This window comes from Rhodococcus sp. 05-340-2 (assembly GCF_002258915.1).
Taxonomy (GTDB): Bacteria; Actinomycetota; Actinomycetes; order Mycobacteriales; family Mycobacteriaceae; genus Rhodococcoides.
Genome location: NZ_NOYU01000038.1, coordinates 35926 through 61348, shown reverse-complemented (window position 1 = coordinate 61348; position 25423 = coordinate 35926). Strand labels below are relative to the sequence as shown.

At 64.6% G+C, this 25423-nt stretch carries 30 protein-coding genes and 1 pseudogene; 17 read left to right on the top strand and 14 right to left on the bottom strand.

The features are described 5' to 3' along the window. Positions 1 to 8 precede the first annotated feature (8 nt). A complete protein-coding gene (locus CH271_RS22915; RefSeq protein ID WP_094634979.1) occupies positions 9 to 1307 on the bottom strand; it encodes a lipase family protein in 1299 nt (432 codons plus the stop codon). Between the two features lie 60 nt (positions 1308 to 1367). Next, complete coding sequence (locus CH271_RS22910; protein WP_179274777.1) at positions 1368 to 2651, bottom strand: HNH endonuclease signature motif containing protein; 1284 nt, start codon at positions 2649 to 2651, stop codon at positions 1368 to 1370. Positions 2652 to 2822: 171 nt separating this feature from the next. Here CH271_RS22910 and CH271_RS28535 point away from each other — a divergent pair, with 171 nt between their 5' ends. The 5 genes from CH271_RS28535 (at position 2823) to CH271_RS22885 (ending at position 8170) form a co-directional block, all read left to right on the top strand. Beyond that, positions 2823 to 3719, top strand: a complete 897-nt coding sequence (locus CH271_RS28535; protein WP_143546103.1) for a TIGR04222 domain-containing membrane protein — start codon at positions 2823 to 2825, stop codon at positions 3717 to 3719. Beyond that, the gene (locus CH271_RS22900) at positions 3716 to 4555 is read left to right on the top strand and encodes a DUF692 domain-containing protein (protein WP_094635086.1); all 840 of its coding nucleotides are present in this window, start codon (positions 3716 to 3718) and stop codon (positions 4553 to 4555) included. Before CH271_RS28535 ends, CH271_RS22900 begins: the two co-directional genes overlap by 4 nt. 311 nt (positions 4556 to 4866) lie before the next feature. After that, entirely contained in the window at positions 4867 to 6111 is a 1245-nt protein-coding gene (locus CH271_RS22895; protein WP_094635085.1) for a molybdopterin-dependent oxidoreductase, read from the top strand. A gap of 118 nt (positions 6112 to 6229) precedes the next feature. Continuing rightward, positions 6230 to 6832 carry an LppU family putative lipoprotein gene (gene lppU, locus CH271_RS22890; RefSeq protein WP_441347154.1) on the top strand — a complete coding sequence of 201 codons (603 nt, stop codon included), beginning with the start codon at positions 6230 to 6232 and terminating at the stop codon, positions 6830 to 6832. Positions 6833 to 6919: 87 nt separating this feature from the next. Further along, on the top strand, positions 6920 to 8170 hold the full coding sequence (locus tag CH271_RS22885; protein WP_094634976.1) for an Nramp family divalent metal transporter: 1251 nt from the start codon (positions 6920 to 6922) through the stop codon (positions 8168 to 8170). Here CH271_RS22885 and CH271_RS22880 read toward each other — a convergent pair. Beyond that, complete coding sequence (locus CH271_RS22880; RefSeq protein WP_037195120.1) at positions 8167 to 8610, bottom strand: SRPBCC family protein; 444 nt, start codon at positions 8608 to 8610, stop codon at positions 8167 to 8169. The two genes, CH271_RS22885 and CH271_RS22880, sit on opposite strands and share 4 nt — an antisense overlap. 53 nt (positions 8611 to 8663) lie before the next feature. Continuing rightward, positions 8664 to 9614 (bottom strand): D-2-hydroxyacid dehydrogenase, encoded by a 951-nt coding sequence (locus tag CH271_RS22875; protein ID WP_143546102.1) that lies wholly within the window; start codon positions 9612 to 9614, stop codon positions 8664 to 8666. Positions 9615 to 9646: 32 nt separating this feature from the next. Here CH271_RS22875 and CH271_RS29430 point away from each other — a divergent pair. Together CH271_RS29430 and CH271_RS29135 are read left to right on the top strand one after the other, a co-directional pair. Next, positions 9647 to 10000: pseudogene (locus CH271_RS29430) on the top strand (GNAT family N-acetyltransferase); the annotation flags it as partial. A 162-nt stretch (positions 10001 to 10162) separates the two neighbouring features. Then, positions 10163 to 10723, top strand: coding sequence for a sugar O-acetyltransferase (locus CH271_RS29135; protein ID WP_218828529.1), 561 nt, complete (start codon positions 10163 to 10165; stop codon positions 10721 to 10723). Here CH271_RS29135 and CH271_RS22865 read toward each other — a convergent pair. Continuing rightward, positions 10715 to 12298 carry an ABC transporter permease gene (locus CH271_RS22865; RefSeq protein ID WP_094634973.1) on the bottom strand — a complete coding sequence of 528 codons (1584 nt, stop codon included), beginning with the start codon at positions 12296 to 12298 and terminating at the stop codon, positions 10715 to 10717. The two genes, CH271_RS29135 and CH271_RS22865, sit on opposite strands and share 9 nt — an antisense overlap. After that, positions 12295 to 13095, bottom strand: coding sequence for an ABC transporter ATP-binding protein (locus tag CH271_RS22860; RefSeq protein ID WP_052048061.1), 801 nt, complete (start codon positions 13093 to 13095; stop codon positions 12295 to 12297). The genes CH271_RS22865 and CH271_RS22860 overlap by 4 nt, the downstream gene beginning before the upstream one ends. Positions 13096 to 13130: 35 nt before the next feature. Here CH271_RS22860 and CH271_RS22855 point away from each other — a divergent pair, with 35 nt between their 5' ends. After that, a complete protein-coding gene (locus CH271_RS22855; protein ID WP_094634972.1) occupies positions 13131 to 13934 on the top strand; it encodes an SDR family oxidoreductase in 804 nt (267 codons plus the stop codon). Between the two features lie 6 nt (positions 13935 to 13940). Here the strand turns inward: CH271_RS22855 and CH271_RS22850 are convergent, their stop codons facing one another. Next, the gene (locus tag CH271_RS22850; RefSeq protein WP_094634971.1) at positions 13941 to 14723 is read right to left on the bottom strand and encodes a pirin family protein; all 783 of its coding nucleotides are present in this window, start codon (positions 14721 to 14723) and stop codon (positions 13941 to 13943) included. Between the two features lie 35 nt (positions 14724 to 14758). Then, a complete protein-coding gene (locus CH271_RS22845) occupies positions 14759 to 15250 on the bottom strand; it encodes a VOC family protein (protein ID WP_094634970.1) in 492 nt (163 codons plus the stop codon). Between the two features lie 85 nt (positions 15251 to 15335). On the opposite strand from CH271_RS22845, the gene CH271_RS22840 reads away from it, so the two are divergent. From CH271_RS22840 to CH271_RS22830, 3 genes are read left to right on the top strand one after another with little or no spacing between them, the layout of a single operon-like run. After that, positions 15336 to 15788 (top strand): MarR family winged helix-turn-helix transcriptional regulator, encoded by a 453-nt coding sequence (locus CH271_RS22840; protein ID WP_094634969.1) that lies wholly within the window; start codon positions 15336 to 15338, stop codon positions 15786 to 15788. After that, positions 15785 to 16507, top strand: a complete 723-nt coding sequence (locus CH271_RS22835; RefSeq protein ID WP_094634968.1) for a pirin family protein — start codon at positions 15785 to 15787, stop codon at positions 16505 to 16507. The genes CH271_RS22840 and CH271_RS22835 overlap by 4 nt, the downstream gene beginning before the upstream one ends. Before the next feature lie 13 nt (positions 16508 to 16520). Continuing rightward, entirely contained in the window at positions 16521 to 16838 is a 318-nt protein-coding gene (locus CH271_RS22830) for an alpha/beta fold hydrolase (RefSeq protein WP_094634967.1), read from the top strand. A gap of 2 nt (positions 16839 to 16840) precedes the next feature. Here the strand turns inward: CH271_RS22830 and CH271_RS22825 are convergent, their stop codons facing one another. Then, on the bottom strand, positions 16841 to 17275 hold the full coding sequence (locus CH271_RS22825) for a MarR family winged helix-turn-helix transcriptional regulator (RefSeq protein ID WP_037195145.1): 435 nt from the start codon (positions 17273 to 17275) through the stop codon (positions 16841 to 16843). A gap of 62 nt (positions 17276 to 17337) precedes the next feature. Between CH271_RS22825 and CH271_RS22820 the strand changes: the two genes are divergently transcribed. The 3 genes from CH271_RS22820 to CH271_RS22810 are packed head-to-tail and all read left to right on the top strand — an operon-like array spanning position 17338 to position 18566. Then, complete coding sequence (locus tag CH271_RS22820) at positions 17338 to 17709, top strand: VOC family protein (RefSeq protein ID WP_094634966.1); 372 nt, start codon at positions 17338 to 17340, stop codon at positions 17707 to 17709. Between the two features lie 48 nt (positions 17710 to 17757). Further along, entirely contained in the window at positions 17758 to 18345 is a 588-nt protein-coding gene (locus CH271_RS22815; protein WP_256986511.1) for a winged helix-turn-helix domain-containing protein, read from the top strand. A gap of 8 nt (positions 18346 to 18353) precedes the next feature. After that, a complete protein-coding gene (locus CH271_RS22810) occupies positions 18354 to 18566 on the top strand; it encodes a hypothetical protein (protein WP_094634965.1) in 213 nt (70 codons plus the stop codon). Positions 18567 to 18578: 12 nt separating this feature from the next. Here CH271_RS22810 and CH271_RS22805 read toward each other — a convergent pair whose 3' ends face one another. Beyond that, the gene (locus CH271_RS22805; RefSeq protein WP_037195149.1) at positions 18579 to 19520 is read right to left on the bottom strand and encodes a DUF808 domain-containing protein; all 942 of its coding nucleotides are present in this window, start codon (positions 19518 to 19520) and stop codon (positions 18579 to 18581) included. A 112-nt stretch (positions 19521 to 19632) separates the two neighbouring features. After that, a complete protein-coding gene (locus tag CH271_RS22800) occupies positions 19633 to 20796 on the bottom strand; it encodes an NADH:flavin oxidoreductase/NADH oxidase (RefSeq protein ID WP_094635083.1) in 1164 nt (387 codons plus the stop codon). Positions 20797 to 20970: 174 nt separating this feature from the next. Here CH271_RS22800 and CH271_RS22795 point away from each other — a divergent pair, with 174 nt between their 5' ends. Continuing rightward, positions 20971 to 21378 carry a hypothetical protein gene (locus tag CH271_RS22795; RefSeq protein ID WP_094634964.1) on the top strand — a complete coding sequence of 136 codons (408 nt, stop codon included), beginning with the start codon at positions 20971 to 20973 and terminating at the stop codon, positions 21376 to 21378. Further along, the gene (locus CH271_RS22790; RefSeq protein WP_094634963.1) at positions 21375 to 21572 is read left to right on the top strand and encodes a helix-turn-helix transcriptional regulator; all 198 of its coding nucleotides are present in this window, start codon (positions 21375 to 21377) and stop codon (positions 21570 to 21572) included. The genes CH271_RS22795 and CH271_RS22790 overlap by 4 nt, the downstream gene beginning before the upstream one ends. Before the next feature lie 3 nt (positions 21573 to 21575). On the opposite strand, the gene CH271_RS22785 is transcribed toward CH271_RS22790, so the two are convergent. Both CH271_RS22785 and CH271_RS22780 read right to left on the bottom strand, forming a co-directional pair. Then, a complete protein-coding gene (locus tag CH271_RS22785; RefSeq protein ID WP_094634962.1) occupies positions 21576 to 22796 on the bottom strand; it encodes a pyridoxal phosphate-dependent aminotransferase in 1221 nt (406 codons plus the stop codon). Continuing rightward, positions 22793 to 23734, bottom strand: a complete 942-nt coding sequence (locus tag CH271_RS22780; RefSeq protein ID WP_094634961.1) for a DMT family transporter — start codon at positions 23732 to 23734, stop codon at positions 22793 to 22795. The genes CH271_RS22785 and CH271_RS22780 overlap by 4 nt, the downstream gene beginning before the upstream one ends. Here CH271_RS22780 and CH271_RS22775 point away from each other — a divergent pair. Then, on the top strand, positions 23733 to 25127 hold the full coding sequence (locus tag CH271_RS22775) for an aminotransferase-like domain-containing protein (protein ID WP_094634960.1): 1395 nt from the start codon (positions 23733 to 23735) through the stop codon (positions 25125 to 25127). The two genes, CH271_RS22780 and CH271_RS22775, sit on opposite strands and share 2 nt — an antisense overlap. Here CH271_RS22775 and CH271_RS22770 read toward each other — a convergent pair. After that, on the bottom strand, positions 25120 to 25395 hold the full coding sequence (locus CH271_RS22770; protein WP_094634959.1) for a PLD nuclease N-terminal domain-containing protein: 276 nt from the start codon (positions 25393 to 25395) through the stop codon (positions 25120 to 25122). The genes CH271_RS22775 and CH271_RS22770 overlap by 8 nt on opposite strands. Between the last annotated feature and the right edge of the window lie 28 nt (positions 25396 to 25423).

Below are 25423 nucleotides of genomic sequence, written 5' to 3'. Positions count from 1 at the left end.
GAGAGTAGCTACGCCCGGATGCCGACGACCAACGCTGTGATGGTTGTCCAGGTCAGCGACAACAACCCGCGCACCGCCGAGAGCGAGAACGCTGTGGACCACACCGTTCGCGTCGACGGTTCCTCGACCGGCAGGCCGGCGAATCGATCGGCCAGCCAGTCCAGTGTCAGCGGCGCGCTGAGCGGGTGCAGCGACAGGTGTTCGCTCAGCCGATCCCGTAGATAGGTCACGTGGGCACCGGCCTCGATGTACCGATCCACCTGCCCGTCCACGTCGTCGACGGCAATGATCTGATCGTGCACCGACTGAACGACCAGCAGCGGTGCCGTCGGAGCCGTTCGGCCCGGCTGAATGTCCTGGAACACCTGCACGATCTCGGGCAGAGCCAGCAAGTCTGCCAACGGAACGTCGATGTAGCGGTCCAGATCGTGCCGCGCGAGGCGGGTGACAGCGCGGACGGTCGTCATGTTCTCGACGGAATCGAGAATGCGCATTCCGTCCTCGTCGACGTACTGGCGAATGACCCGGTCCAGCTCGGGATAGGTGCGTCGCAGACCCGCAACCACCAGTGTCGGCAACGCCGAATGGAACGTTGCGTTAAGCCTGGTGAACGCCGAACCGGGATCTCCGACGGGCGAGCCGAGGGCGGCACCGACCACTTCGATCTCCGGAGCGTATTCCGGCGCCATCTCCGCCGCCCAGGATGTCGCGAGCCCGCCGCCCGAGTAGCCCCACAGCGCTACCGGCGTGGTCGAATGCAGTTCCAGCGGCTCGAACGACAGCGCCGCGCGAACGGCGTCGAGCGTGCAGAACCCGGGTTCCTGCGGCGAACCCCAATGACCGTCGGGACCCTCGTGGTCCGGGATCGAGATGGTCCAACCACGGCGCAGGGCGTGCAGTACCAGCAGGAACTCGAACTGCGGAACCGCACCGAACGCCCGCGAGCCACGCCGAAGCGCATAGGACGGGAAACACGAGGATGCGACGCCGTCGATCGCACACTGATAAGACAGCAGCACCGGCTGGGCATCCCGCGGGCGCAGCACAGTCGTGACACTGGCCTGCGGAAAACCACCGAGATCAGCGGTGCGATAGAGCAGCTGCCAGGCGTCGACTCGCTGGCGCACGCGACCGAACATCGCGACCTCGACCGGCCGCACCTTGAGAATCGTGCCCGGTAGAGCTGCTTCGTACCCCTCGGGCGCAGTGTAGAAAGGGTCGTCCTCGGGCCTGGTCGCGTCGCTCCGGCTCGGTGCTCGTTCCACCGGCCAGGGCTGTTCGTCCCCCAATGATCTGTCGACGCTCATGTGCCACCGCTTCTTGTCCGAGTCTCGCCGTCACACTAACTTGCCCTCGACGACCCCATTTCATGCAGCCTGCTGCCAATTGGTGATCAGGACATCGGTCGCGTAGCTGAGGTCGAGGCCTTCACCACCCCAGTTCGGGACGATGGCGTCGGGCGCGATGCCGCCGTACCGTCGCCTCATCTCGTCGGCGACTCCCGACATCGCGGGAGCGTGGATGACCTCGGTTCCCGACGGATGACGAAACGAGAAGCGTTGATCTCCACGGGCTTCGATGAAGAAGTAACCGTCGTGCAGCGCTCGATGGTGTTCGCCGCACAGCAGGACCAGGTTGTCGAGAGTGGTCTCACCACCGCGTGACCGATAGGTGACATGATGCGCATGCATGAAGCGAGTACGGCCGCATCCCGGCACCGCGCAGCATCGGTCGCGAATGATCAACTGACGCAACTGGGTTCGGCTCGGAGCCTTGGCAGTGGCACTCCAACGCACGGTCTTGCCGAGGCGGCCGTGACCGACCGTCCGCATGACTGCGGAGCACAGCACCTGAGCCAACGTTTCGTCGTCCAGACCCGGGCCGTCGTCGAAATGGGCGTGATCGCATCCGGCTTCGGCGCTGTTGCCAATGTGGACCAACACTTCCGCTGCCGGTGAGACAACCGGCGAATCCAGCGCAGCGCAGACCATCTCGGCCATGGCGATCATCGCCGGCACCGGATCGATGGGCGCGGGGGCGGCCCGATCTGCGCCGCGTTCCTCGTCCGTGCGGGTGCGTTCGTACTCCGCCCTGGTCAATGCAGCCATGATCCGTTTACCGTCCTCGGGCCGAAAGCGCGCCGTCAGCACGAGCGAGCCGTCGTCCTCGTCCCAGCGCCACCGTCCGACGCACGGATCTCGATCCACACCGTTCTGCCGAGTGGGACGCATCGCCTTCTTCAGACCACGGCAGAGCCGTTCTATATGTGCGGCGGGAGCGTCGAGCGCCTTCTGCAGCAGCGACGCCTCGTTCTCGGCCGTCGCCACCCGCGTCATCGCCCGTACCTTCGAGTACGAGACCGTGCCGCTCAGGTACGCCGAGGTGATCAGCGGCAGCTCTCGCATCGCTTTGGCAACCCGCACCTGCTCACGGGCCGTGTGCAGGTCGACTCCCGCACGCCAGGACAACCAGTGCGCACACGACCGCACTTCCCAGCCCGCCCATCCGCGTCGCACGTCGAACTCACCCACCAAGATCAGATACTGCGCCGACGCCGCAGCGATCTGACCGGCCAGAGCGCATATCTCGGTTTCGATCTCTCTCGTCTCGATCCGCCCCGCCTCGGATCCCGTCTCGGCCATGTCGATCATGAACGCCCCCATTCATCGAATACATGTTCGACGAACCGTACGGTGGGGCACCGACAAGAACTTCTCGACGGGGTTCGACGCGTCCCCGCGGGGACGTCTCGGGCTTGCTTTCTGGCCGGTGGGCCCGATACTGACACCAGATGCTGGTTCCGACCGAAGGGTGGTGCAGCCGTGGAGAGTACCGACACCTGGGGCATTGCCGGCGCGGAGTTCCTGCGGTGGTATCTGCTCGCAGCCGTCCTCGCAGTGGCCCTGACGCTGGTGAGTAACCGGCTCGCTGCACATCGGTCCGCTTCGGCATCGCCGACCGGACGAGTCCTCACCCCACCCGAGGTCGGGGCGCTCACCAGCGACGACCAGGCGGTGATGGCGTCGTTGGCAATCCTGCGCGGTGCCGACGTGATCGATTCGCGGGGAAGTCGGCGGCGCACCCTGACCGATTCCGAGCGCATGCAGCTGGATTGGTTCACGCGCGCCGTCCTCGAACGACTCGGCAGCGGAAAGGCACCCCTGGTTCGATCCCGGCTGGTGACGAACATGTCCGGTTCGTGTGCGCAGCTGCGCAACGCTCTCGTCGACGAAGGCTTGATGCACGGCGCCGCCGCGCAGCCCATGCTGCCCCGAACGTTCCCCATCCTCTTCGTCGCAGCCCTCGGGGTCGCACGCATCGTTGCAGGCATCGCGAACGGTAAGCCGGTCGGCTTCCTCGTCGGCATCGTCGTCCTGCTGCTCGTGGCACTTCCGTTCGCAGTTCGCCGACGACGTCGAACCGCACTCGGCGATGCCGAACTTCGACGCCTCCGCACCGAGAACGACTATCTCTCGCCACGCTCTCGCCCGTCCTTCACCGCCTACGGTCCGTCGCGCGCTGGCATGTCGGCCGCGCTCTTCGGAGCGGGAGCACTGATGCTGCTCGATCCGGCGATGGCGGGCGCGCTGAGCTACGGATCCGCTCACGCCGGCGGAGCTGCATCGTTCGGATTCGGCGGCGACAGCGGAAGCAGTGGCGACAGCGGTGGCGGTGACGGCGGTGGCGGTGGTGGCTGCGGCGGCGGGTGCGGCGGGTGAGCATCGATGCCCTGCCTGCGGGCCTCGGAATCGGTTGGCGCTCCGAGATTTCGGGGATCATCTCGCAATTGCCGGGTCTCGCGTTCTGCGAGGTGATCGCCGAATCGATCGGGGACCACGCACCGGAGCGCCTCACCGCGTTGGGCGTCCCCGTCGTCACTCATGGAATCGCCCTGTCCCTGGGCGGTGCCGAGCCGGTCGAGCCGCACCGAATTGCGCACCTGGAACGGGTGGCGTCGATGCTCGGCTCACCGATCGTCAGCGAGCACGTCGCCTTCGTCCGCGCCGACGGAATCGAGGCCGGTCACTTGCTACCGGTGCCGCGGACTCGTGAAGCCCTGACGGTGCTGGCTCGCAACGTCACGCGGACCCAGGACGGCCTCTCCGTCCCGCTGGCCGTGGAAAACATTGCGGCACTGTTCGATTGGCCGGACGACGAGCTCACCGAAAGCGAGTTTCTCACCGAGCTGGTCGAACGCACGGGCGTGTGTCTGGTGTTGGACATCGCCAACGTCCATGCCAACGCGCGCAACCGACGCCGTGACCCCTGGACCGAACTGACACGACTGCCCCTGGAACGAATTGCCTACTGCCACATCGCCGGTGGCACCGTTCGCGACGGTCTCTACCACGACACGCACACTGCATCCGTACCGGAGGAAGTGCTCGAGCTGCTCCGCACGTTCACCGCGGCAGGGCACCGCCCGCCGTTGATGCTCGAACGCGACGGCCATTACCCGCCCGAACACGAGCTGTTCGACGAACTCGATGCGATCTCCGATTCCGCCGGCCTGACACGAATCACCCCGAACCGGCTGCTGGGCCGGACCACGTGAACGAGAACCTGGCGCGACGACAGAAGGAGCTGATCCGCGCACTCGTCGCGGGAGACCCGCTGCCCCCGGGGTTCGATTCGGCCACCATCGACGCCACCCGAACAGCTCTGCTGCGCAAGCGGGCAGCCGAGATCGCAGCTCGGTACCCGGCGGTGCCGTCGGCGCTGGGGGAAAGGTACGACGAGCTGTTCGACCGATGGGCGTCCGACCGACCCAAGACGTCCACCGCCGCCGATGCGAAAGCCTTCTACGAGGCGATGCGTCGGGCAGGGGAGTTGGACGCGACACATCCGGGACTGCCTGGGCAGCGAATGCCCTACATGGCCGAAGCCCGCAACTCTCTCGTGCGCTTTCGCAGTCCGCTGCGCGGGACGTGGTTGACGTCGCTGTTCGGTGCGGTGCTTCTCGTTGCGCTGCCGATCGTCACGGTGACGGGGTTGCTCTCGTACAGCGCCTACGGGCCGCAGTTCGACCAGGCCAAACCCGGTGCCGTGGGGTGGCTGCGGTTGCCGTACTTCGACTGGCCAACCGACCCTGCCTGGCTGTACCAACTCACGCAGGGCCTGCATGTCGGGCTCGGGCTGATCATCGTGCCGCTCGTGATCGCCAAACTGTGGTCGGTAATGCCCAAGCTCGTCGAGCTGCCACCAGTTCGATCGCCTGCACATGCGCTCGAACGACTGTCGCTGTTGGCACTGGTCGGTGGATTGCTGTTCGAGATCGTCACCGGTGTTCTCAACATCCAGTACGACTACGTGTTCGGTTTCGACTTCTACGCCGCTCACTACTTCGGTGCCTGGGTGTTCATCTCAGGATTTCTCGTCCACCTGGGTCTCAAGGTCCCGCTGATGTGGCGCACCCTGCGGTCCGAGTCGCTGATGGACGTTCTGCGCGCCCGCAACGAAGCGCCGGACCAGCAGACCGACGACAACCCTCCGTCGACCATGAGTCGACGCGGCGCCATCGGATTGGTCGCTGCCGGAATGGGTTTCATCGCCGTGCTGACGGTGGGACAGACGATCGGGGGTGTGCTGCGCAAGGCAGCGATTCTGCTACCCCGCGGACGCTCCTACGGTGATGGCCCCAACGACTTCCAGATCAACCGAACGGCCGAAGCCGCGGGGATAACCGAGGCGCAGACCGGAGCCGACTGGCAACTGACGATCAGCAGCGCAGCCGAGGACGCCGTCCCGATCGTGTTGACCCGAGGCAGGCTGCTGTCGATGCCGCAGCGCACTGCCGAACTTCCGATCGCGTGCGTCGAAGGATGGTCCACCACGCAGACGTGGACCGGCGTCCCGTTGGCCGAACTCGCCGCGCTGGCAGGCGTCCCCGCACCGCGCTCGGCCGAGGTGAGCTCGCTGGAGCAGAACGGAGCCTTCACCCGTGCGGTGCTGCAGGGAAATCAAGCGGCGCATCCGGACTCGTTGCTGGCCTTGAAGGTCAACGGTGTCGATCTCTCGCTCGATCACGGATTTCCCGCGCGCGTCATCGTTCCTGCCCTCCCAGGCGTCCACAACACCAAATGGGTCGCCGGCATCGTGTTCCGTTCGTGACTTCCAGCTGTGCGCTTTTCAAACCCCCGCGAATGGTAAAGAATCTTTCTTCGGTGGCCCGCGGGGCTGCCGACGAGGGTATGCCCTCGCCTGGATGAGTTCCGAAGGTCATGTCGCCATGCTTGCTTTGTCCAGAGGCCTCCTCGCCGCAGGTGCAGCTCTCACTCTGCTGTTCGCCGCAGGCTGTTCGTCGTCCGAAGCCGGCAACGCGGTCGCCGCAGATACCACCACAGCCTCCTCGACGTCCACCGCTCCCAGCACGACCGACGACGTCTCGGGCCAAGAGGGCATCGACGCCGGCGGCTCCACCGACATCGATGTCGAGATCGGTCAATGCGTCCAGCTCGGCGGGACGATGACGGCCGCCACCATCGAGAACGCCGAATGCGGCAGCATGGAGTCGAACTACAAGGTCATCGCCAAGGCCGAGCAGAACGAGCAGTGCCCCACCGACGTGAATCAGACCTACTACGAGACGCTCGACGGGGTCGAGCAGGGCGCTCTGTGCCTCGACGTCGACTGGGTTGTCGACGGCTGCATGAGCGTCCCCACCATGGGTATGGACGAGCCATCACGAGTCGACTGCAGCGACCCCAGTGCGACCGACGTCGAACAGGTCACCGAGATCAAAACCGGTACCGCCGATCCCAACGAATGCCCCGAAGGTGGATTCGCCTACGAATCAAGGCAATTCGTCGTCTGCACCACGACGATCTCCTAGTCGCGCCGAGCCGACTTGCCAGAGACCATGCGTTTCGTAAAGAGTGAGACAGGTCACTGAGCACCCGCCGGCACGCGAGGAGAACCGATGACCGAGACCACTGCACCTCCGAAATGGAAGGTGGTCGGCCCCGGACTGGTGGTCGCCGCAACCGGCATCGGCGCCGCCGACCTCGTCGCCACGTTGGTGGCCGGCTCGCGCTACGGCTACGCACTGCTCTGGGTCATCATCGTCGGCGTCGTCATGAAAGTCGTTCTGGTGGAAGGTGCCGGCCGCTACACGTTGGCGTCGGGCAACACGATCTTCCAGGGCTGGCGTTCGCTGGGTAGATGGACGACGGTGTACTTTGCGCCCTACATCGTGATCTGGGGATTCGTCTACGGTGCGGCGGCGATGTCGTCGAGCGCGTTACCGATCGTCGCACTGTTCCCGGCACTGGATCTCAAGGTCGTCGCCATCGCATCCGGGCTCCTCGGGTTCGCGTTGATCTGGCTGGGCAGCTACGGATTCTTCGAGAAGATCATCACCGTCTTCGTCGGGATCATGTTCGTCACCGTGATCGGCGCTGCAGTGGTGGCGGTTCCGAACGTTCCCGCGATCGTCAAGGGCATCGTCCCCACCATTCCCGACGGCTCGATCGTGTACGTCCTCGGCCTCGCCGGTGGCGTCGGTGGCACCATCACGCTCGCCGCATACGGCTACTGGCTACGCGAGAAAGGCTGGATCACACCGAAATTCATGCGTGTCATGCGCATCGACAATTCGATGGCCTACGTCATCTCCGGCATCTTCGTCCTCGCGATGCTCATCGTCGGTGCCGAACTGCTGTACTCGTCGCAGATCGCGATCTCCACCGGCGATCAAGGCTTGATCCAACTCTCCGACGTACTCGCCGACCGCTACGGCACGGTGTTCGGCTACGTGTTCCTCATCGGATTCTGGTCGGCGTCGTTCTCGTCGCTGATCGGGGTGTGGAACGGCGTGAGCCTGATGTTCGCGGACTTCGTCGGGAATCTGAAGGGCCTCGAACAGGGTCACCCGGAAACGCGAGTGGGCGGCAAGTACTTCCGCTGGTACGTCGCGTGGCTGACGTTCCCGCCCATGGCGCTGCTGTGGCTGGACCAACCGATCGGGCTCGTGCTCACCTACGGCGTCCTCGGGGCGGTGTTCATGCCGTTCCTGGCGGTGACGCTGTTGATTTTGCTCAACAGCGACCGTGTGCCGCGGCAGTGGCGCAACGGCTGGTTCACCAACCTCACGCTCGGTGTCTGCGCATTCCTGTTCGCGTGGCTCGCCGTCGACCAGGTACTGGATGCACTCGACAAGTACGTGTACTAGTCGGCCGCTTCCAGGCGGGAACGCAGAGTCGACTCCGTGTGCTTGATCGCTTGACCCACAACGGGTTCGACCACAGCGCCGAGCACCTTGCCCGCGATGCCGCCGGGCAGGCTGTAGCGGAACACCACGTCCAGACGGGTACCGCCGTCTGCCGTATCGGAGAACGACCACGTGGACGAGTTGGACAGGCCCTCGACCGATTCGAGTGTGAGCCTCTCGTTGTGGACCCATTCGGTCACGTGCACAACGGAGGTGAGGGCCTTCGGACCGATCTGCATCGTCGCGTCGTACGTGGCACCGAGACCGGACAGGATGTCGCTCTTCGGCTCGAACCGGGTGATGCCGAACATCCACTGCGGAACGTTCCTGAAGTCGTCCATGTAGGCGAACGCCGCGTCGCGACTGGTCGATGCCACGGCCGAACGATTTATTTCACGCACCAGTGCACCCTAGTACACGCTACGCAGTGTTACGCATACTTTCGCGGCCCGTTTCAGCGGCGTACGTAACCCAACCGCATGTCCACGACGTTGACCAGTGCCGAACCGCGGACATATCGCTGCAGGTTGTCCTCGAACAGCGCCCACAGACGCTCGGCGAAGTCGTCGGCGTCGCCCGCCAGATGCGCGGTCAGGATGACGTTGTCCATGCCCCAGAGTGGGCTCGTTTCCGGCAGTGGTTCGACCTCGAACACGTCCAACACCGCCCACCCGATGCTGCCGGATCCCAGGGCGTCACACAGGGCGTGTTCGTCGACGACGGGTCCGCGGGCGACGTTGACCAGGCCCGAATCGGACCGCATGGCCGCCAGCACCTCCGCGTCGACGAGTCCGCGCGTGGCGTCGGTCAAGGGTGTCGCCAGCACGATCACGTCGTATTCGCCTGCATACGTCGGCAATTGTCGGACGTTTCGGATTCGCGAGAACTCCGCATCGCCCGCCCGCTCGGACGTTGCGGCGGCGTCGACGCGCATCCCGAGCGCGCCGAGTACCCGGGCGATTTCGCGTCCGATGGAACCGGGACCGACGACGAGAGCGGCGCGACCATGAATTCCGCTGGTGACTCTGTGCTCCCAGACTCGATCGCGCTGCCGAGCAAGCGCGCGGGGCAGCTTCTTGACCGACGCCAGAATGCCGGCTGCGACATACTCGGCGATGGCCCGGTCGAGGATTCCGCCGGAGTTCGTCAGCATCCACGGGCCCTCGCGCAGAACCGGATCCAGCAGTCGATCGACGCCGGCGCTCGACGCGTGGATCCAGCGAAGGTTCTCGGCATCGGGCCAGACGGCCCGCAGATCGGCGGTCTCGAAGGTCCGAAACAGCAGCACCTCGGCCCACGACACCGCGTCGGCGAGTTCACCCGTCGAGCAGCTTCGGAAGTCGACTCCATCGATCGCCGGGAACGACCTTCGGTCCGAACCACTCTCGACCACAAGCACGTTCACCACAGGACTCGCCACCTCCGTACCATGACACCGTGCTCACCGTAGAACTCGCATCTGCCGCCGACGCGGCAACGATACTCGGCCTCCGGCACGCCGCCGAGGACTGGCTGTTCGCTCGCGGCATCGATCAGTGGACGCCACGCGAGGTGCCCCTCACCACGGTCGCTGCGCAGATCGAGGCAGGAGAGTTCCACGTCGCCCGACGCGATCCCCGCGGCCCGATAGTCGCAGCACTACGCTTGATCGGATCCGATCCGATCATCTGGACCGAGCGCGACGAACCGGCCTGCTACGTACACGGATTGGTGATCGACAGAAGCGAGGCGGGCACCGGCCTCGGTACGTTGCTGCTCGACTGGGCGTCGGAGCAGACTCGTCGGGCAGGACGCTCGCTGCTGCGTCTGGACTGCGCCGAGACCAACGGTGAGTTGCGCAGTTACTACCTGAATCAGGGGTCCGCCACGTCGGCCGCCGCGAGTTCGCCGACGGCAGTGCGTGGTTCAGCGTGGCCCTGTTCGAGAAGTCGACCGATCGGTAGTCTCTCGTCCATGGGCGAGAACCGAGATCGTATGCTGCGCGGCGAACTCTACCGAGACAGTGACCCCGACCTGGTGGCGTCCCGGTTGTCGTGCGGGAAGCTGCTCGACCGGTTCAACGCGACCGCGGCAGACCGGAACGCAGGAAGGCGTGAACTGCTCAGCGAGCTGCTCGGATCCATCGGAGAGGATTCGTGGATCATGCCCAGGTTCCAATGCGATTACGGCACATACATTTCCATCGGGTCGAACACTTTCCTCAACTACGACGCAATCCTGTTGGACTGCGCCCCCATCACCATCGGTGACGATGTATCGATCGGGCCACGAGCACAACTGCTGACGGCGCTGCACCCCATGGAGGATCACGAGGCGCGCCGAACACGATGGGAGAGCGCGCTTCCCATCACCATAGGGAACAACGTGTGGCTGGGCGGCGGGGTCATCGTCTGCCCGGGAGTCACGATCGGCGACAACTCGGTGATCGGTGCAGGCAGCGTCGTCACCCGCGACGTGCCGTCGCACACCTTCGCTGCGGGCAACCCGTGTCGGGCAATCCGCGCTCTACCGTGAGATCACGTCGTGCAAGATCTTGTCGGAGTCACCGACCAGCGTGTCGACGGCAATCCTCGCACCCCACCACATCCCCAGCCACCCGATCGCCGCGGCCACGGGAACGGACAGATACGCGAAGGCACCGGGGAGCAGTAGTGCCAGCAGCAGACCGGGTACCACCGATACTGCGAGCACGACCATCGACAGCAGGACCAACGCGAACGACCCTCCGTTGAACGACCCTCGGGTGTTCAGCGAGAAGGCCTTGGTGGGTTCGGGGACCGGATAGGCGGCACGGACCGAGATCACGACGATGAGCCCAGCGCTGACGCCGAGCATCGACAACGTCACCGAGACGGGGACCGCCAGCCGGTCGAGTCCGAGATCGCCGAACACTCGGACGACAGCCGTGGACACGATCGCAAACGGTGCAGCGACCATCAGCCATGCGATCTGTCGACCGCGAACGTCGTCGCGCAGAGCCTGCGGAATCATCACCAGGTGCCACATCGAACCACCGTCGAGGCCGTACAGATTCGAGCCCGCGCCCATCGCCATGAAGATCACCATCCAGGCACCCCATGCGGCACTGAACGGAATCGAGTCGGTCACCAACGGACCGACGCCTCCGAGCACCGTGAAGATCAGGACCGACAGCAACTGACTTCGACGACGCATATCGCCGCGCCACAGCGACAGCTCGCGCGTCACCACCGCGCCGACACGGGTTGCACGCCAGCCGGTATCGCCGTTGCGGCCGTTCGCTGCCATCTGCTTGCGCGACGCGCCGTACGAGGCGGACACCCGTCCCTCGAAGAGCCGCAGCACGAGTCGCTGCCACGACCACACCAAGACGGCATCGAGCAGCAGCAGCCCCGCCACCGCGCCGATCGCCGTCGGCCAATTACCGTCGAGCGCAGCATCGACTCCGGTGATTCCCCAGCTGAACGGAATCGAATGTGCCAGCGTCAACGGCCATGTCACCTCACCCGACAGCACCCGAGAGAAGTTCTGGGTGATGGGGAACTGCAGGAAGTACAGGCCGCCGAACACCGCACCGAACGCGAGCAGAGCGAACTCTCGACTGCGCCGACTCTTCAACAGCTGAGACATCGCCACGGTGACCACCCTGGACAGCGTCACGAAGAGAACGACGGTCGCAGGCCAGGCCACCAGGGCAAGCGGAAGCGTTGCAAGAGAACGGGACACGGCATAGATCGGAATCGACGCGGTTGCGATGGCCGTCAACGGCACCACCATGCCGTACGCCGACGTGGTCAACAACGCCCGCGCCAGGCGTGCGGGTTCCACCGACAGTATCTGGAAGTGGCGGGGCTGGATGTTGTCGTCGGAGATCCCCGAGAGCACCGGAAACAGTACCCAGCTCAGACCCATCAGTGTCAGCCCGAGGCTCACGGTGCCACCGACCAACACCTGCGAGGCTCCACTGCGCGCAGACAACACACATGCCACGACGGCGAAGACCAGGCCCAACAACCCGAACACGGTCTTCACCACTGCTTGCCCGCCCTTGAACTGTCTGCGGTAGAGCGTGATTCGCATCTGCAGCGCGGTGCGACCGAGGGACGTCACGAGCGCATCCAGGACAGACCGTCGGGGTTCTGCTCGCGAGTACCGACGAGGCGAACGAAGGCGTCGTCGAGGCTTCCGCCGGCGCGGACCTCGTCCACCGTTCCCACCGCCACGACGCGGCCGCCGGTGATGACGCCGACGTGGGTGCAGAGTTGCTCGACGAGGGCCATCACGTGGCTCGACAGAATCACGGACCCGCCGGACCTGACGAACTGGACCAGAATGTTGCGAATGGTGGTGGAGGAGATGGGGTCGACCGCCTCGAAGGGCTCGTCCAGCACCAGCAGTCGGGGTCCGTGCAGCAGCGCCGAGGCCAGTCCGATCTTCTTGGTCATGCCCGCGGAGTAGTCGGCGATGACGGTTCCGCCGGCGTCGGCGAGATCCAACGCGTTCAACAGCTCGTCTCGACGCTGCGCGATGACGTCCTCGGGCATCGCGCGCAGTCGTCCGAAATACGTCAGGAGCTCGTGGCCGGTGAACTGGGATGGCAGAGCCAGCCCGTCGGGCAGTACTCCGAGTAGCTCTTTCGCGGCGATGGGATCGGCCCAGACGTCTCGTCCGAACACCAGACTTCGTCCGTACTGTGGCCTGAGCAGACCGACCGCCATGGACAGACACGTCGTCTTTCCTGCGCCGTTCGGGCCGACGAGGCCGAACATCGACCCGGGTGGAACCATCAGCGACAGGTCGTCGACTGCAACCTTGGGGCCGAAGGCCATGCAGAGGTGCTCGATCAGCAGGGCAGCAGAATTCGTTTGCACGGGTAACAGACTAACCGGTATGGGCGGGTTCGTCATCCGGTACGAATCGCCCGTCCCGGTACCATCTGGGCATGAATCGCACGGCAGTGGTCACCGGAGCTTCGTCGGGTATCGGACGCGCAGTTGCGCAGGCGCTCGTCGCCCGGGGCTATCGAGTGATCGGCACCTCCCGCAATCCGGCCTCGATGACCGACGCGCAACGCGCCACCGGCGTCGAGTATCGCGCCCTCGACCTCACCGACGCCGACTCGATCCGCACCTTCGTCACCGATCTCGGTGACGTCGACGTCTTGGTCAACAATGCCGGTGAGAGTCAGTCCGGGCCGTTCGAGGAGCTGCCGACCGATGCCATCGAGCGGCTCTTCCAGTTGAACGTCTTCGGCGCAGTGACGCTGTCGCAGGGCGTCATTCCCGGTATGCGCGAGCGTGGATACGGGCGCATCGTGATGGTCGGATCGATGCTGGCGAGCTTCCCGCTCGCCTACCGCTCGTCCTATGCCTCGACGAAGGCCGCCATCAAGGGCTTCTCCGACGCGGCGCGCCTGGAACTTTCACCCTTCGGGGTGTGGATGACCACCGTCGAGCCGGGGTCGATCAACACCGGGATCAGTGAGCGGCGAACCAAGTACATCGCACCGGATTCGGTACACCGAGACGACTTCCACACCGCGATTTCGTCCCTGGATCGCAAGGAGGGAACCGGCATCTCCGCCGAGGATGTCGCGGAGGTGGTGCTGAAGGCCATCGAGGCCGACAAGCCGAAACCGTTGTACGCCAGGGGAAGCAACGCACCGGTCGTGTTCATGGCGCGGCGGTTGCTCCCGGCGACCTTCATGGAGAAGACGATTGCGAAGATGTTCGGCCTGAAGCGGTAGCCGAGGTCACCCGGCGATCGCGGCGTGCATCTCCCACACGATCACTTCGGCTCCGGTGACGGTGCTCAGCTTCTGCCCGCCGCCTCCGGAGATCCGCACGGCATCACCCTCGGCGAGTACACCGACACCTTCGAGCATCGCTTCCCCCTCGGCGACGAAGATGTGCACGAACGGCGCGTCGGGAACATCGACTGCGGCTTGACCGGGTTGCAGGCGTGCGGCGTGCATGGCGGCGTACTTGTTCTTGATTCGGATCGCCGCGTGGTCGGCGTGACGAGCCATCCCTGATGCCACGGGAACCAAACCACCACTGAGCAATTCGCTGTCGATCTCGAGTTGTTCGTAGCCCGGGGTGATGCCCTGTTCGTCCGGGACGACCCACATCTGGACGAATCGAACCGGATCTCCGTGCTTGCCCGAGTACGTGCCGGCGGTCTCACCGAGTCGCCACGAGTCGTTCTTCTCCGAGTGCAGGATTCCTGTGCCCGCGCTCATGCGCTGCGCGAGACCGGGGTAGATGACGCCGGAATGACCCATCGAATCCTGGTGCACCAGCGAACCCTGCAGAACCCAGGTCACGATCTCCATGTCACGGTGTGGGTGGGTGTCGAATCCCTGCCCGGGGGTGACGATGTCGTCATTGTTGACCATCAGGACGCCGTGGTGGGTGTTGGCACGATCGAAGTGGTTGCCGAAAGAGAAGGAGTGCTTGGAGTCGAGCCAGCCGATCCGCGTCTTGAAACGGTCGTCGGCTCGCCGGACGTCGAGTCGAGCTGCTGCAGAGGTCATTACGTGTGCCCTCGAATCTTCGAGTGAGTGGATGACTACAGAACGTGCGAGCCGTACATCTCACCGAGTGGATCGGCGATCAGCTCGAGGCGCGCACCGTCGGGGTCACGGAAGTACAGCGAGACCTCGCTGTGCTCGATCAGTTCGACTCCGGCGTCGATCAGCTTGGTACGCAGGTGTTCCCACCTGGTGGGCTCGACACTGATCGCCACGTGATGGAGGCCGCCGAGCACCTCTGCATACGGTCCGACGTCGAGTCCGGGAAAGTCGAAGAATGCCAACAGGTTGCTGTTGCCGATATCGAAGAAGAAGTGCGAAGAGCCTGGGTAGTCACGGTTCTCGATGAGCTCGGTGAGCGGGAACTCGAGTACGTCCTGATAGAAGCGAACCGTCGCTTCGACGTCGCTGCTGACCAACGCGGTGTGATGGAGTCCGCGGGCCGAGGAAGCAGGCCGCTCGCCTGCCGGCTTCAGGTGCTGGGCGCGGATGCGGTCACGCTCGATGGTGTGCTGATCTGCCTCGGTCATCGCTCTACCCTTCGGTCAAGTAGTTGCTTCGTCAACTACCAAGAACAGTACACCAAGTAGTTGCGTTGTCAACTACTATGGGTTCATGGACTCCCCACGGTGGCTCGGCCAGGACGAACAGCTGGCCTGGCGCGCATACCTCGACGCGACGCGGCTGCTGCTTCGAGATCTCGACAACCAGCTCACGCGTGACTCCGGTATCTCGTTCACCGACTTCGAGCTGCTGGTGGTGCTCTCCGAAGCGCCCGATCGCCGACGCCGCATGAGCGAACTCGCCGACGCCGTCACCACGACGCGCAGCGGCGTGACGAGGGCCATCAGCCGGTTGGTCGAGTGCGGTTGGGTTCGGCGCGTCAAATGCGACGACGACAAGCGGGGCATGTCGGCCGAACTCACCGAGGCCGGCCTCAGCACCCTCGCCGAGGCCAGTCCAGGGCACGCCGCGGCGGTGCGGGAGAACATGTTCGACCTGGTGGACCCGAAGGATCTCGCGGCCCTCACCCGTACCTTCTCGGCAATGCGGAACCACGCGTCGTGACCCTCACGTACATTCCCGGCGAGCAGCGGCACCACTGGTGGAACGAATGGCTCGACTCCAAACAGTCCTTCCCCGCCACCGGCAACTACGACCTGGCGGCGAACGCGCACGGGCTGCTGATGGTGCACAACGAGGACACCGTCTTTCCCGGTGAAGGGTTCGACTCGCACGAGCACCGGAACATGGAGATCCTCACCTGGGTGCTCGACGGCACGCTCGAACACACCGATTCCGAGGGCAACAGCGGGCGGATCCGCCCCGGGCTGATCCAACGCATGAGTGCGGGCACCGGCATTCGCCACACCGAACGCAACGCGTCGAGCCTGACCAGCCGCGACAAGCTCCGCGTCGTGCAGATGTGGATTCCGCCGGATGCCGACGGACGGGTGCCCTCGTACGACGAACTGGACGTGCGCGACGAGTTGGCATCCGGCGAGCTGGTCTGTGTGGCATCGGGAATGCCCGACCGAAACGGAATACGCATCGGCAATCGCTTTGCGGCACTGCATGTTGCGCGACTCCAGCCGGGACAGTCGATCACCGTTCCCGACGCGCCGTTCGGTCATGTCTTCGTCGCCGACGGTTCGGCGACGTTCGAGGACATCGGCGATCTCGCCCAAGGTGACGCGGTGCGACTGACCTCCACCGGCGGACACCGTGTGACAGCATCGACCGCGAGCGAAATCATGATCTGGGAAATGCACGCCACCTTCGCCTGAGGGAGTTTCGACCATGCCGACCGTCGCCACCGACGATGCCGTCACCCTGATTCCGAAGATTGCATCGCCCGACACCCCGCCGATGAAGGCTCTGCTGGCCGATCATGCTGCGCAGGACTGGCGCTCGACCATCGCGGGCACCGACAAGCCGTACCTGATGGTTGCCGGGCGTGAGAGCCAGTTCTGGCCTGCTGCACACGCTTCCGAGTCCGTCGACAACAATCCCCGCGGTCGATCGGTAGTGCTGGACAAGTGCGGTCACGCCGCGAACATGGACCGGCCGAACGAATTCAACGCGGCGATGCTGGAGTTCCTCGACTCGATCGAGTGAGGTCACGGCTGCCTGTGCCCATCCAACGCCTGCGCGCAGGCAACCAGATTGCGATGCAACACTTCTCGCTCCTGAGTGGAGAGCGACGCGATCATGTCACGTTCGACGTCGGCCACTGCGGCCGACGCTTGCCGCAGTCGTTCGATTCCCCGTGCCGTCACGTGCAGGCGTTGATCTCGACCGGTGCCCTCGATCTCCACCAGGCCGTCTCGCGTGAGCCCGGCCAGCAGCTGATGGGTGGCCTGCCTGCTGACGAACACCGCGCGAGCGAGCTCGGCGTTGGACAATCCCGGCTTGTGCGCGAGGAGTTCGAGGCTGGAGTACTGCGAGACGGTGATGTCGAGTTCGCGTAGGCGATCGTCCATCGCCGAACGCAGGGCGGATGTGGCCCGCTTGAGGGCGTAGCCGATCGAGGTGTCGAGGTCCACTTGACTCATGTCAACATCTTGACATACCTTTGTCTCGTCAAGTTCTTGACAACCCGACGAAAGGATCCACCATGACCACCGCTACCGTCTCCGGACCGAGCTTCCTCTCCTTGCAAGTACGCGACCTCGCCGCCAGCGCAGACTTCTACGAAAGCCGGCTCGGCCTGGTCCGCGCACCCCAGGCACCACCCGGAGCGGTGGTGTTCACAACCTCGCCCATCCCGTTCGCCGTCCGAAACCCAGCTCCCGGAACCGATCTTGACAGCGGACAGGCGGGACTCGGAGTCGCACTGTGGCTCGTCTGTGACGACGCCGAGGCGCTGCACGAGTCACTGGTCGCCGCCGGCGTGACCATCCTGACCGCACCTTTCGACGGCCCCTTCGGAAAGACCTTCGTCCTGCAAGACCCGGACGGATATGCCGTGACCGTGCACAGCAGCTAGTTCCGAAAGAACTATTGCGAAATATTCCTTTCGGGTTATGGTTGTCGCATGAGCCCACCACCTCCCGACCGGATGCCCCGGAAGCTGACGGACATGTCCGAGCTCAAGGCGCTGACGCATCCCATTCGACTGCGCATGCTGTACGCATTGCGGGCCAACAAGTCGATGACGGCAACCCAGCTGGGCGATCTGGTGGACGAGTCACCCGCCTCGATGAGCTATCACCTGCGCAAACTCGCCGAGCACGGGTTCGTCAAGGAGGTCGAGAACGGATCGGACAAGCGTCAGCGCTGGTGGTCGGAGGCCAACGAGGGAGGGTTCAGCTGGTCGGAGAACGACTTCTCGGACTCACCCGAGTCATTGTCGGTTGCCAAGGCATCCATGGATACATGGCTGGCTCATCAATGGTCACGTCTGCACGACTTCGGCCGAACCTGCGAATCCTGGGGCCAGGACTGGGTAAGCGCGGCATTCAGCAGCGACGACGTTCTGCGACTCACAGCGGAGGAAACGAAGACCATGGGCACGGAAATGCGCGCTGTCATCGACAAGTGGCGTCGACACGGAGAGAACGCGACTTCGGGGGAGCGCGAGCACGTCATGGTCCTGATGCACGGATTCCCCACGACACCATAGGAGTTGGCATGTATCCGTTCGATCCGCACACGTATCTCTTCATGGTCAAGCAGGATCGCGATCGACATCTGCTTCTGGCCGAGCGCCGCAGACTCGCTGCTGCGCAAAAACGCCTCCGCCGAGACGAACTCCGCGTTCAGAGGGCGTGGGACGAATTGACGGCATCGCTCGCCGATGTCTCCATGTCCGAGCGACGGGTACTCGAGCTGGCTCGTCGGTGACGAAAGCCGCCACTACTTCGCGGCAGCCCGCTTGGCGAGCGTCTTCGAGATCCCCAGCTGCGCAACCACGATGATGCAACCGACGATCGCGCCGATGACCGCTGACGCGAGCGTGTTGACGATCCACGCCAGCACTCCGCCGATGCCGGCGACGCCGCGCACCGCTTCTTCGCCGTGGTGGACGAGTTCGTAGATGGGATGGAATCCGAGCTCGTCGATGCCGACGAGCAGGATGTGTCCACCGACCCACAGCATCGCTGCGGTGCCGACGACCGAGAGCACCGACATGACCTTGGGCATCGCCTTGACCAGACCACGGCCGAACTTCTCGACGAACCCGGTGGACCCCTCGGCCAGTTTCAGACCGATGTCGTCCATCTTGACGATCAGCGCGACGACTCCGTAGACCACGATCGTGATCACCACGGCGACGACCGCGAGGATGATCAATCGACTCCAGAAGCCCTCACCGGCAATGGTGTCCAACGCGATGACCATGATCTCGGCGGACAGAATGAGGTCGGTACGCACTGCGCCGGAGACCACGGTGTCCTCGTCGCGTGGCTCGTCCTCGGCGGCGGCGTGATGGTCGCCGTGGCCGAACAGTGCGCCCCAGATCTTGTGCGCCGCCTCGTAGCTGAGGTAGCAGCCGCCGAGCATCAGAATGGGCGTCAACAGCCACGGCACGAACTGACTGAGAAGCAACGCGATCGGCAGGATGATCAGCAGCTTGTTCCGCAGCGAACCCACGGCAATGCGTTTGATGATCGGCAGTTCGCGCTCCGCCGCGAGTCCGCGGACGTATTGCGGCGTCACCGCGGCGTCGTCGATCACGACACCCGCTGCCTTCGCCGTCGCCTTACCGGTCGCTGCACCGACATCATCGATGGATGCAGCTGCCAGACGAGCCAGCGCTGCCACGTCGTCGAGCAGGGCTACGAGTCCGCCGGCCATCACAAACCTCCGCTTCGATACGAGAACACCGCTGGGCTCCTCATGATGCGAGCCCTTGGAACCCTACCGTCCGCAGGTGGTCTGTGATCGCCGTCCGGCCCTCTCCTGGTTGCTACGCGATCTTGCGCTCCTGCTCGGCCTCGACGACCTTCGCGGGCGGCAATCCGATGCTCGGGTCGTGTCCTCGGAAATTCTTCAGCCACCAGCTCCAGTCCTCGGGCACCAGCGAGAACGGGTCACCATGGCCGAGCTCGCGTGCAGCCCACACCGGCCAGTGCGGGTTGGCCAACGCCGGACGACCGAGCAACACCACGTCGATCTTGCCCTCGCGGATGACGGCGTCCGCATTTTCCGGAACGCCCAGATTCCAGCTGCAGGTCACCGGGATATCCAGCTCACGCTTGACCCGTGCAGCCCGCTCGACCATGAACCCCATGTCGCCGAACGGCGGGTCCACCATGTCGTCGGTGTTGAAGCCGAGGCTGACATCGGCCATGTCCAGGCCGTGTTCCTTCATCCATCCGATGGCGACCATGGATTCGTCGAACTGAACCCCGTCGGGGTGGTGGTCGTCCGAGCCCAATCGCATGGTGAGCGGGAACTTCTCGGGCCACACCTCGCGCACAGCGTCGAGTGCCTCGAGGTGGAACCGGGCCCGGTTCTCCAGGCTGCCGCCGTACTGATCGGTGCGCTGATTGGCCAGCGGGGAGAAGAAGCTGGCACCGAGATAGCCATGGGCGTAATGCATCTCGAGCCACTCGTACCCGGCCTCCGCCGCTCGGACGGCTGCGTCGGCGTAGCTCTGGTGGATGGCCTTGATCTCGGGCACGGTGAGTTCGTGGACAGGGAACGAGTGGTCGCCGCCGTAGGGAATGGCCGACGGCGCAACACATTCCCAACCGTCGGGATGGTCTGCCGGAAGCTGGTGTCCGCCCTGCCACGGTGGCACTTCACTGCCTTTGCGTCCGGTGTGACCCAACTGAATCGCCGGGACCGAACCCATCTGCTTGATCATCTCCGTCACGCGAGCGTGACCCTCGATCTGATCGTCGTCGTAGATTCCGGCGCACCCGGGAGTGGTGCGTCCGTCGGGCGTGATCGCAACCTGTTCCGGGAACACCATCCCGAATCCACCGGCTGCGCGCGCACCCAGATACATGAGGTGAAAGTCGTTCATCTTTCCGTCGACGGCGCGGTACATCGTCATCGGCGACATGGCGATGCGGTTTCGAAGAGTTACACCTTTGAGCGTGAACGGGCTGAAGAGATCCGGCATGACAATGGTCCTTTCCCTGGGTAGAACCACCTCATCACCTGGCACGTTTCGACCGACTACATCGATGCTGCACATCGGTGACAGTTTTCTCACCGTCCATCCGACCCGAGTGTGAGGCCCGATGTATGGTTTCCTATACGTATAGTGAGCTATACCTAGGATCGGAGCATTCACATGGCACTCAGATGGGTATCGGTCGCCGCAATCGGCCTCGCAACCGCGTCGGCAACGGCATTGCTGGCCTGGCTGGTATCGCCCGTCGCACCGGGGATCGCGGCGGTGGTGTTCGGGTTCACCGCCCTCCCGTTCGGGGCGATGCTGGGCTGGATACTGATCATCGCACCGGTCACTGCCGACCAGACCTACACTTCGGGTGACAGCGTCGAGAGCCATTGGACGACATCGGCGTCCAGCGGTACCGCCACCGATCTCGTGACTGTCCTCGGCCTGACTCTGGCCGTGGTAGCCATCACCCGCGTCGACCCCCCGGCAACCCTGCTGCTGACGGGCCTGTTGTTGGCTGCGTTCGCGTCGTTCACCGCGCGGTATGCCCTCGCACGACACCGAGCCCTGTCCGAGTGAAGAACAGTGTTCGACGGCGTCGCACCGAAAAGGGATGGTCGCAGAACGAACTGGCCGAACGGATCGACGTCACCCGTCTGACGATCATCTCCATCGAGAAGGAGCGATTCGACCCGAGCCTGCCCGTCGCCTTCCGCCTCGCCGCGGCATTCGACTGCTCGATCGAGGAACTGTTCGAGCCGGACCCGGGTTGATCGCTACTGCGTGTACGAGCTCATGAAGTTACCGAGCCGCTCCAGCGCCGTTCCGAGATCGTCGACGTTGGGCAAGGTCACGAGCCGGAAGTGATCGGGCACATCCCAATTGAAGGCGCGGCCGTGGCTGACGAGGATCTTCTCGGATTCGAGGAGGTCGAGTACGAATTTCTCGTCGTCGACGATCCCGAAGCGGTCGGTGTCGAGCTTGGGGAACATGTACAGCGCACCCGCTGCCTGCACGCAGCTGATTCCGTCGATCGAGTTGAGCATGCGATGCGCGAGGTCACGTTGCGCGGTCAGCCTGCCCGCCGGAAGAAGGAGATCCTCGATCGACTGCCTGCCGCCGAGCGCAGTCTGTATCGCGTGTTGCGCCGGCACATTCGCGCACATCCGCATGTTGGACAGCAGGGTGATGCCCTCGATGAAACTCGCCGCGCGTCGACGCGGACCGGTGATCGCCAGCCATCCCGCCCGAAATCCGCATACCCGGTACGCCTTCGACAGACCCGAGTAGGTCAGGCACAGAACATCTTTGCCCGTCAGAGTCGCGAGATTGATCATCTCCGCACCGTCGTAGACGATCTTCTCGTAGATCTCGTCGGCCAGCAGAATCAGATCGTGCTTGCGGGCCAGATCGACGAATCGCTGCAGTGCCTCGCGTGGATACACAGCCCCCGTCGGGTTGTTGGGATTGATCACCACGATCGCGCGGGTGCGGGGTGTGATCTTGGCTTCGAGGTCCTCGAAGTCCGGGGCCCAATCCTGGCTTTCGTCGGCCAGATAATGGACGGGTACGCCTCCGGCCAGGGCCACCGAGCCGGTCCACAGCGGATAGTCGGGCGACGGGATCAATATTTCGTCTTCCGGGTTGCACAGGGCCTGCATCGTCATGGTGATCAGTTCCGATACCCCGTTGCCGAGGTAGACGTCACCGACATCGAGATCGGTCAGGCCTTTGGTCTGGTAATACTGGACCACCGCTGTGCGGGCGGAGAACAGGCCCCGGGAGTCCGAATAGCCCTGTGCGGTGGGAAGGTTGCGGATCATCGCCATCATGATCTCGTCCGGTGCCTCGAAACCGAACGGGGCAGGATTGCCGACGTTCAGCCGCAGGATCGTGTGCCCCTGCTCCTCGAGTTCTTCGGTCTTGTCCAGAATGCGTCCACGAATGTCGTAGCGCACGTTCTCGAGCTTGCGCGCCTGATCGATCGATTTCGTCATTTCGAAAACTCCTCCCGCCGAACGGTCGGCGACATCCGGGTCCGGACCGCCACTGTTGCACACACGATGACCGCCGCTCCACCCACGAGCACCGGCCACGTCAAGCCCTCGCGCAGGATGATCGCGGCCCAGCAGATGGTCAGCACAGGTTGGATCAACTGGACCTGGCTGACGCTGGACATCGGACCGATCGCCAGTCCCCGGTACCAGGCGAAGAACCCGAGGTACATGCTCACCACCGCCAGGTAGCCGAAGGCGGCCCACTCGGATGCCCCTGCTGTCGACGGCTGCTGCCACCACGCGAACGCGGCCAACGCGCCGGTGACCGGTACGGACACGACCAGCGCCCACGACACCGTCTGCCACGCGCCGAGTTCGCGGGACAACAGGCCGCCCTCGGCATATCCCACCGCTGCGGCGACCACTGCTCCGAGCAGCAACAGATCCGACCACTGCAAACCCGTCGACTGCCCGCCCTGCACGGCAGCGAACCCGACCGCGACGGCGGCACCCACGCCTGCGACCACCCAGAACATCGGCCGGACCGGTTGCCGTTCGCGGATGATCGCAGTGGCGGCGGTGGCGGCCGGGAGCAATGCGATGACGACGGCGCTGTGTCCCGCCGATGCAGTGGTGAGGGCGTACGAGGTGAGCACCGGGAAGCCGATGACAACACCGGCTGCGATCACCGCGAGCCGAATCCACTGCCGCCCCTGCGGGAGTCGTTGCCCGGTGGCGGCGAGCGCTACAGCAGCCAGTGCGGCGGCGACCACAGCGCGACCACAGCCGACGAAGAGCGGGGACAGGCCTCCGGTGACGGCGACGCGGGTCAGCGGCACCGTGAACGAGAACGCGGTGACGCCCGCCAGGCCCCAGAGCAGTCCGGCGCGGGATAGCAGACCCGGCCCAGACCGAGTAGCGCTACTATGCTGTGTCATGTCCGACGATAGCAGTTCCCGGATCGTGTCTGCACTGAGAACCTGGATTGCGACCGCGCCACCGGAAGCCCGGCTGCCGTCCACCCGCGCCCTGGTCGCCGAGCATTCGGCAAGCCCGGTCACGGTACAGAAGGCTCTCCGCACGCTCATCGCGCAAGGCGTCATCGAAAGCAGGCCTGGCGTCGGCACATTCGTCAGGACGGTGCGTACGGCCCGCCCCAACGATTACGGGTGGCAGACTGCAGCGCTGGGAGCGCCGGACAATCGCCTGCAACTTCCGGCGGCTCTGCAGTCGACATCGAGCGACGTGATTGCACTGCACTCGGGCTATCCGGCTCGGGAGTTGTTGCCGGAGCGGCTCGTTCACGCGGCATTCACTCGGGCGTCCCGCACCGACGCGGTGATCGCTCGGCCACCCACCGCCGGACTGCCGGAATTACGGGCATGGTTCGCAGCCGAGTTGGGGGCGTCGACACCGTTGGGTATCACGCCACCGTCGGCCAGTGACGTCGTCATCATTCCCGGCAGCCAGACCGGACTCAGCACTGCATTTCGGGCGCTCGTCGGTGCCGGTCGGCCGTTGCTCATGGAGTCCCCGACGTACTGGGGCGCGATCCTTGCCGCCACCCAGGCAGGTGTCCGCGTCGTACCGATACCCAGCGGCGTCGACGGTCCGGACCCCGACGCGCTCGCCCGGGCATTCGCGCACACCGGAGCTCGGGCGTTCTATGCCCAACCGACATTCGCCAGCCCCACCGGTGCACAGTGGTCGCCCGCATTGTCCGAGCAGGTCCTCGCCACTGTTCGACGCCACGGCGCGTTTCTGATCGAGGACGACTCGGCCCACGATTTCGGCATCACCTCGGAGCCGAGTCCGCTGGCTGCACGAGACGACGCCGGGCATGTCGTGTACCTTCGCTCACTCACCAAGACGGTGTCGCCCTCGGTTCGCCTGGCAGGCCTGATCGCTCGCGGGCCCGCACACGAGCGCATCCTTGCCGATACGGGAGCCGAATCGATGTATGTCAGCGGGATTCTGCAGTCCGTCGCCTTGGACGTCGTCACTCAACCCGCCTGGCGTACTCATCTGCGGCGGCTGCGCACTCAGTTGGCTTCACGGCGAGACCTGTTGGCGAACAGCCTCATCGAGTTCGCACCCCGAGGCCATCTCGATGCGGTGCCGCGCGGTGGACTCAATCTCTGGATGCGCCTGCGCGACGACTCCGATCTGGAACATGTTGTGCAGGAATGTAAGTCGGCGGGTGTGATCGTCGGGGCCGGCGACGACTACTTTCCCGCCGAACCCGCCGGAAAATATCTTCGACTCAACTACGCGGGCCCCGACCCCGGAGAGTTCGCCGATGCGGCACGCACGATCGGGTCGATCATCTGAGAGCGTTCGAGGCATCGACGGCAAACGTCGACTTCCGACCCCACACGAACCAGACCAGGGGACCGAGGAACGGGAACGCCAGTACGACGAAGATCCACACGGCCCGGCCTGCGACCGTGTAGTTGGGCGAGCCGATGATGCTGACCAGCGCAGCAACGAACAGAACGACCGCGCCGAGCACCGCCACCAGAACGACGGTTCCCAACCCCCACCCCAGCACCTGTTCGGTGGTGGACGGTTGCTGAGACAGAAGTGTTGCGGCGTGCATGACGGTTCCTCCGATATCGCTGTGTCGT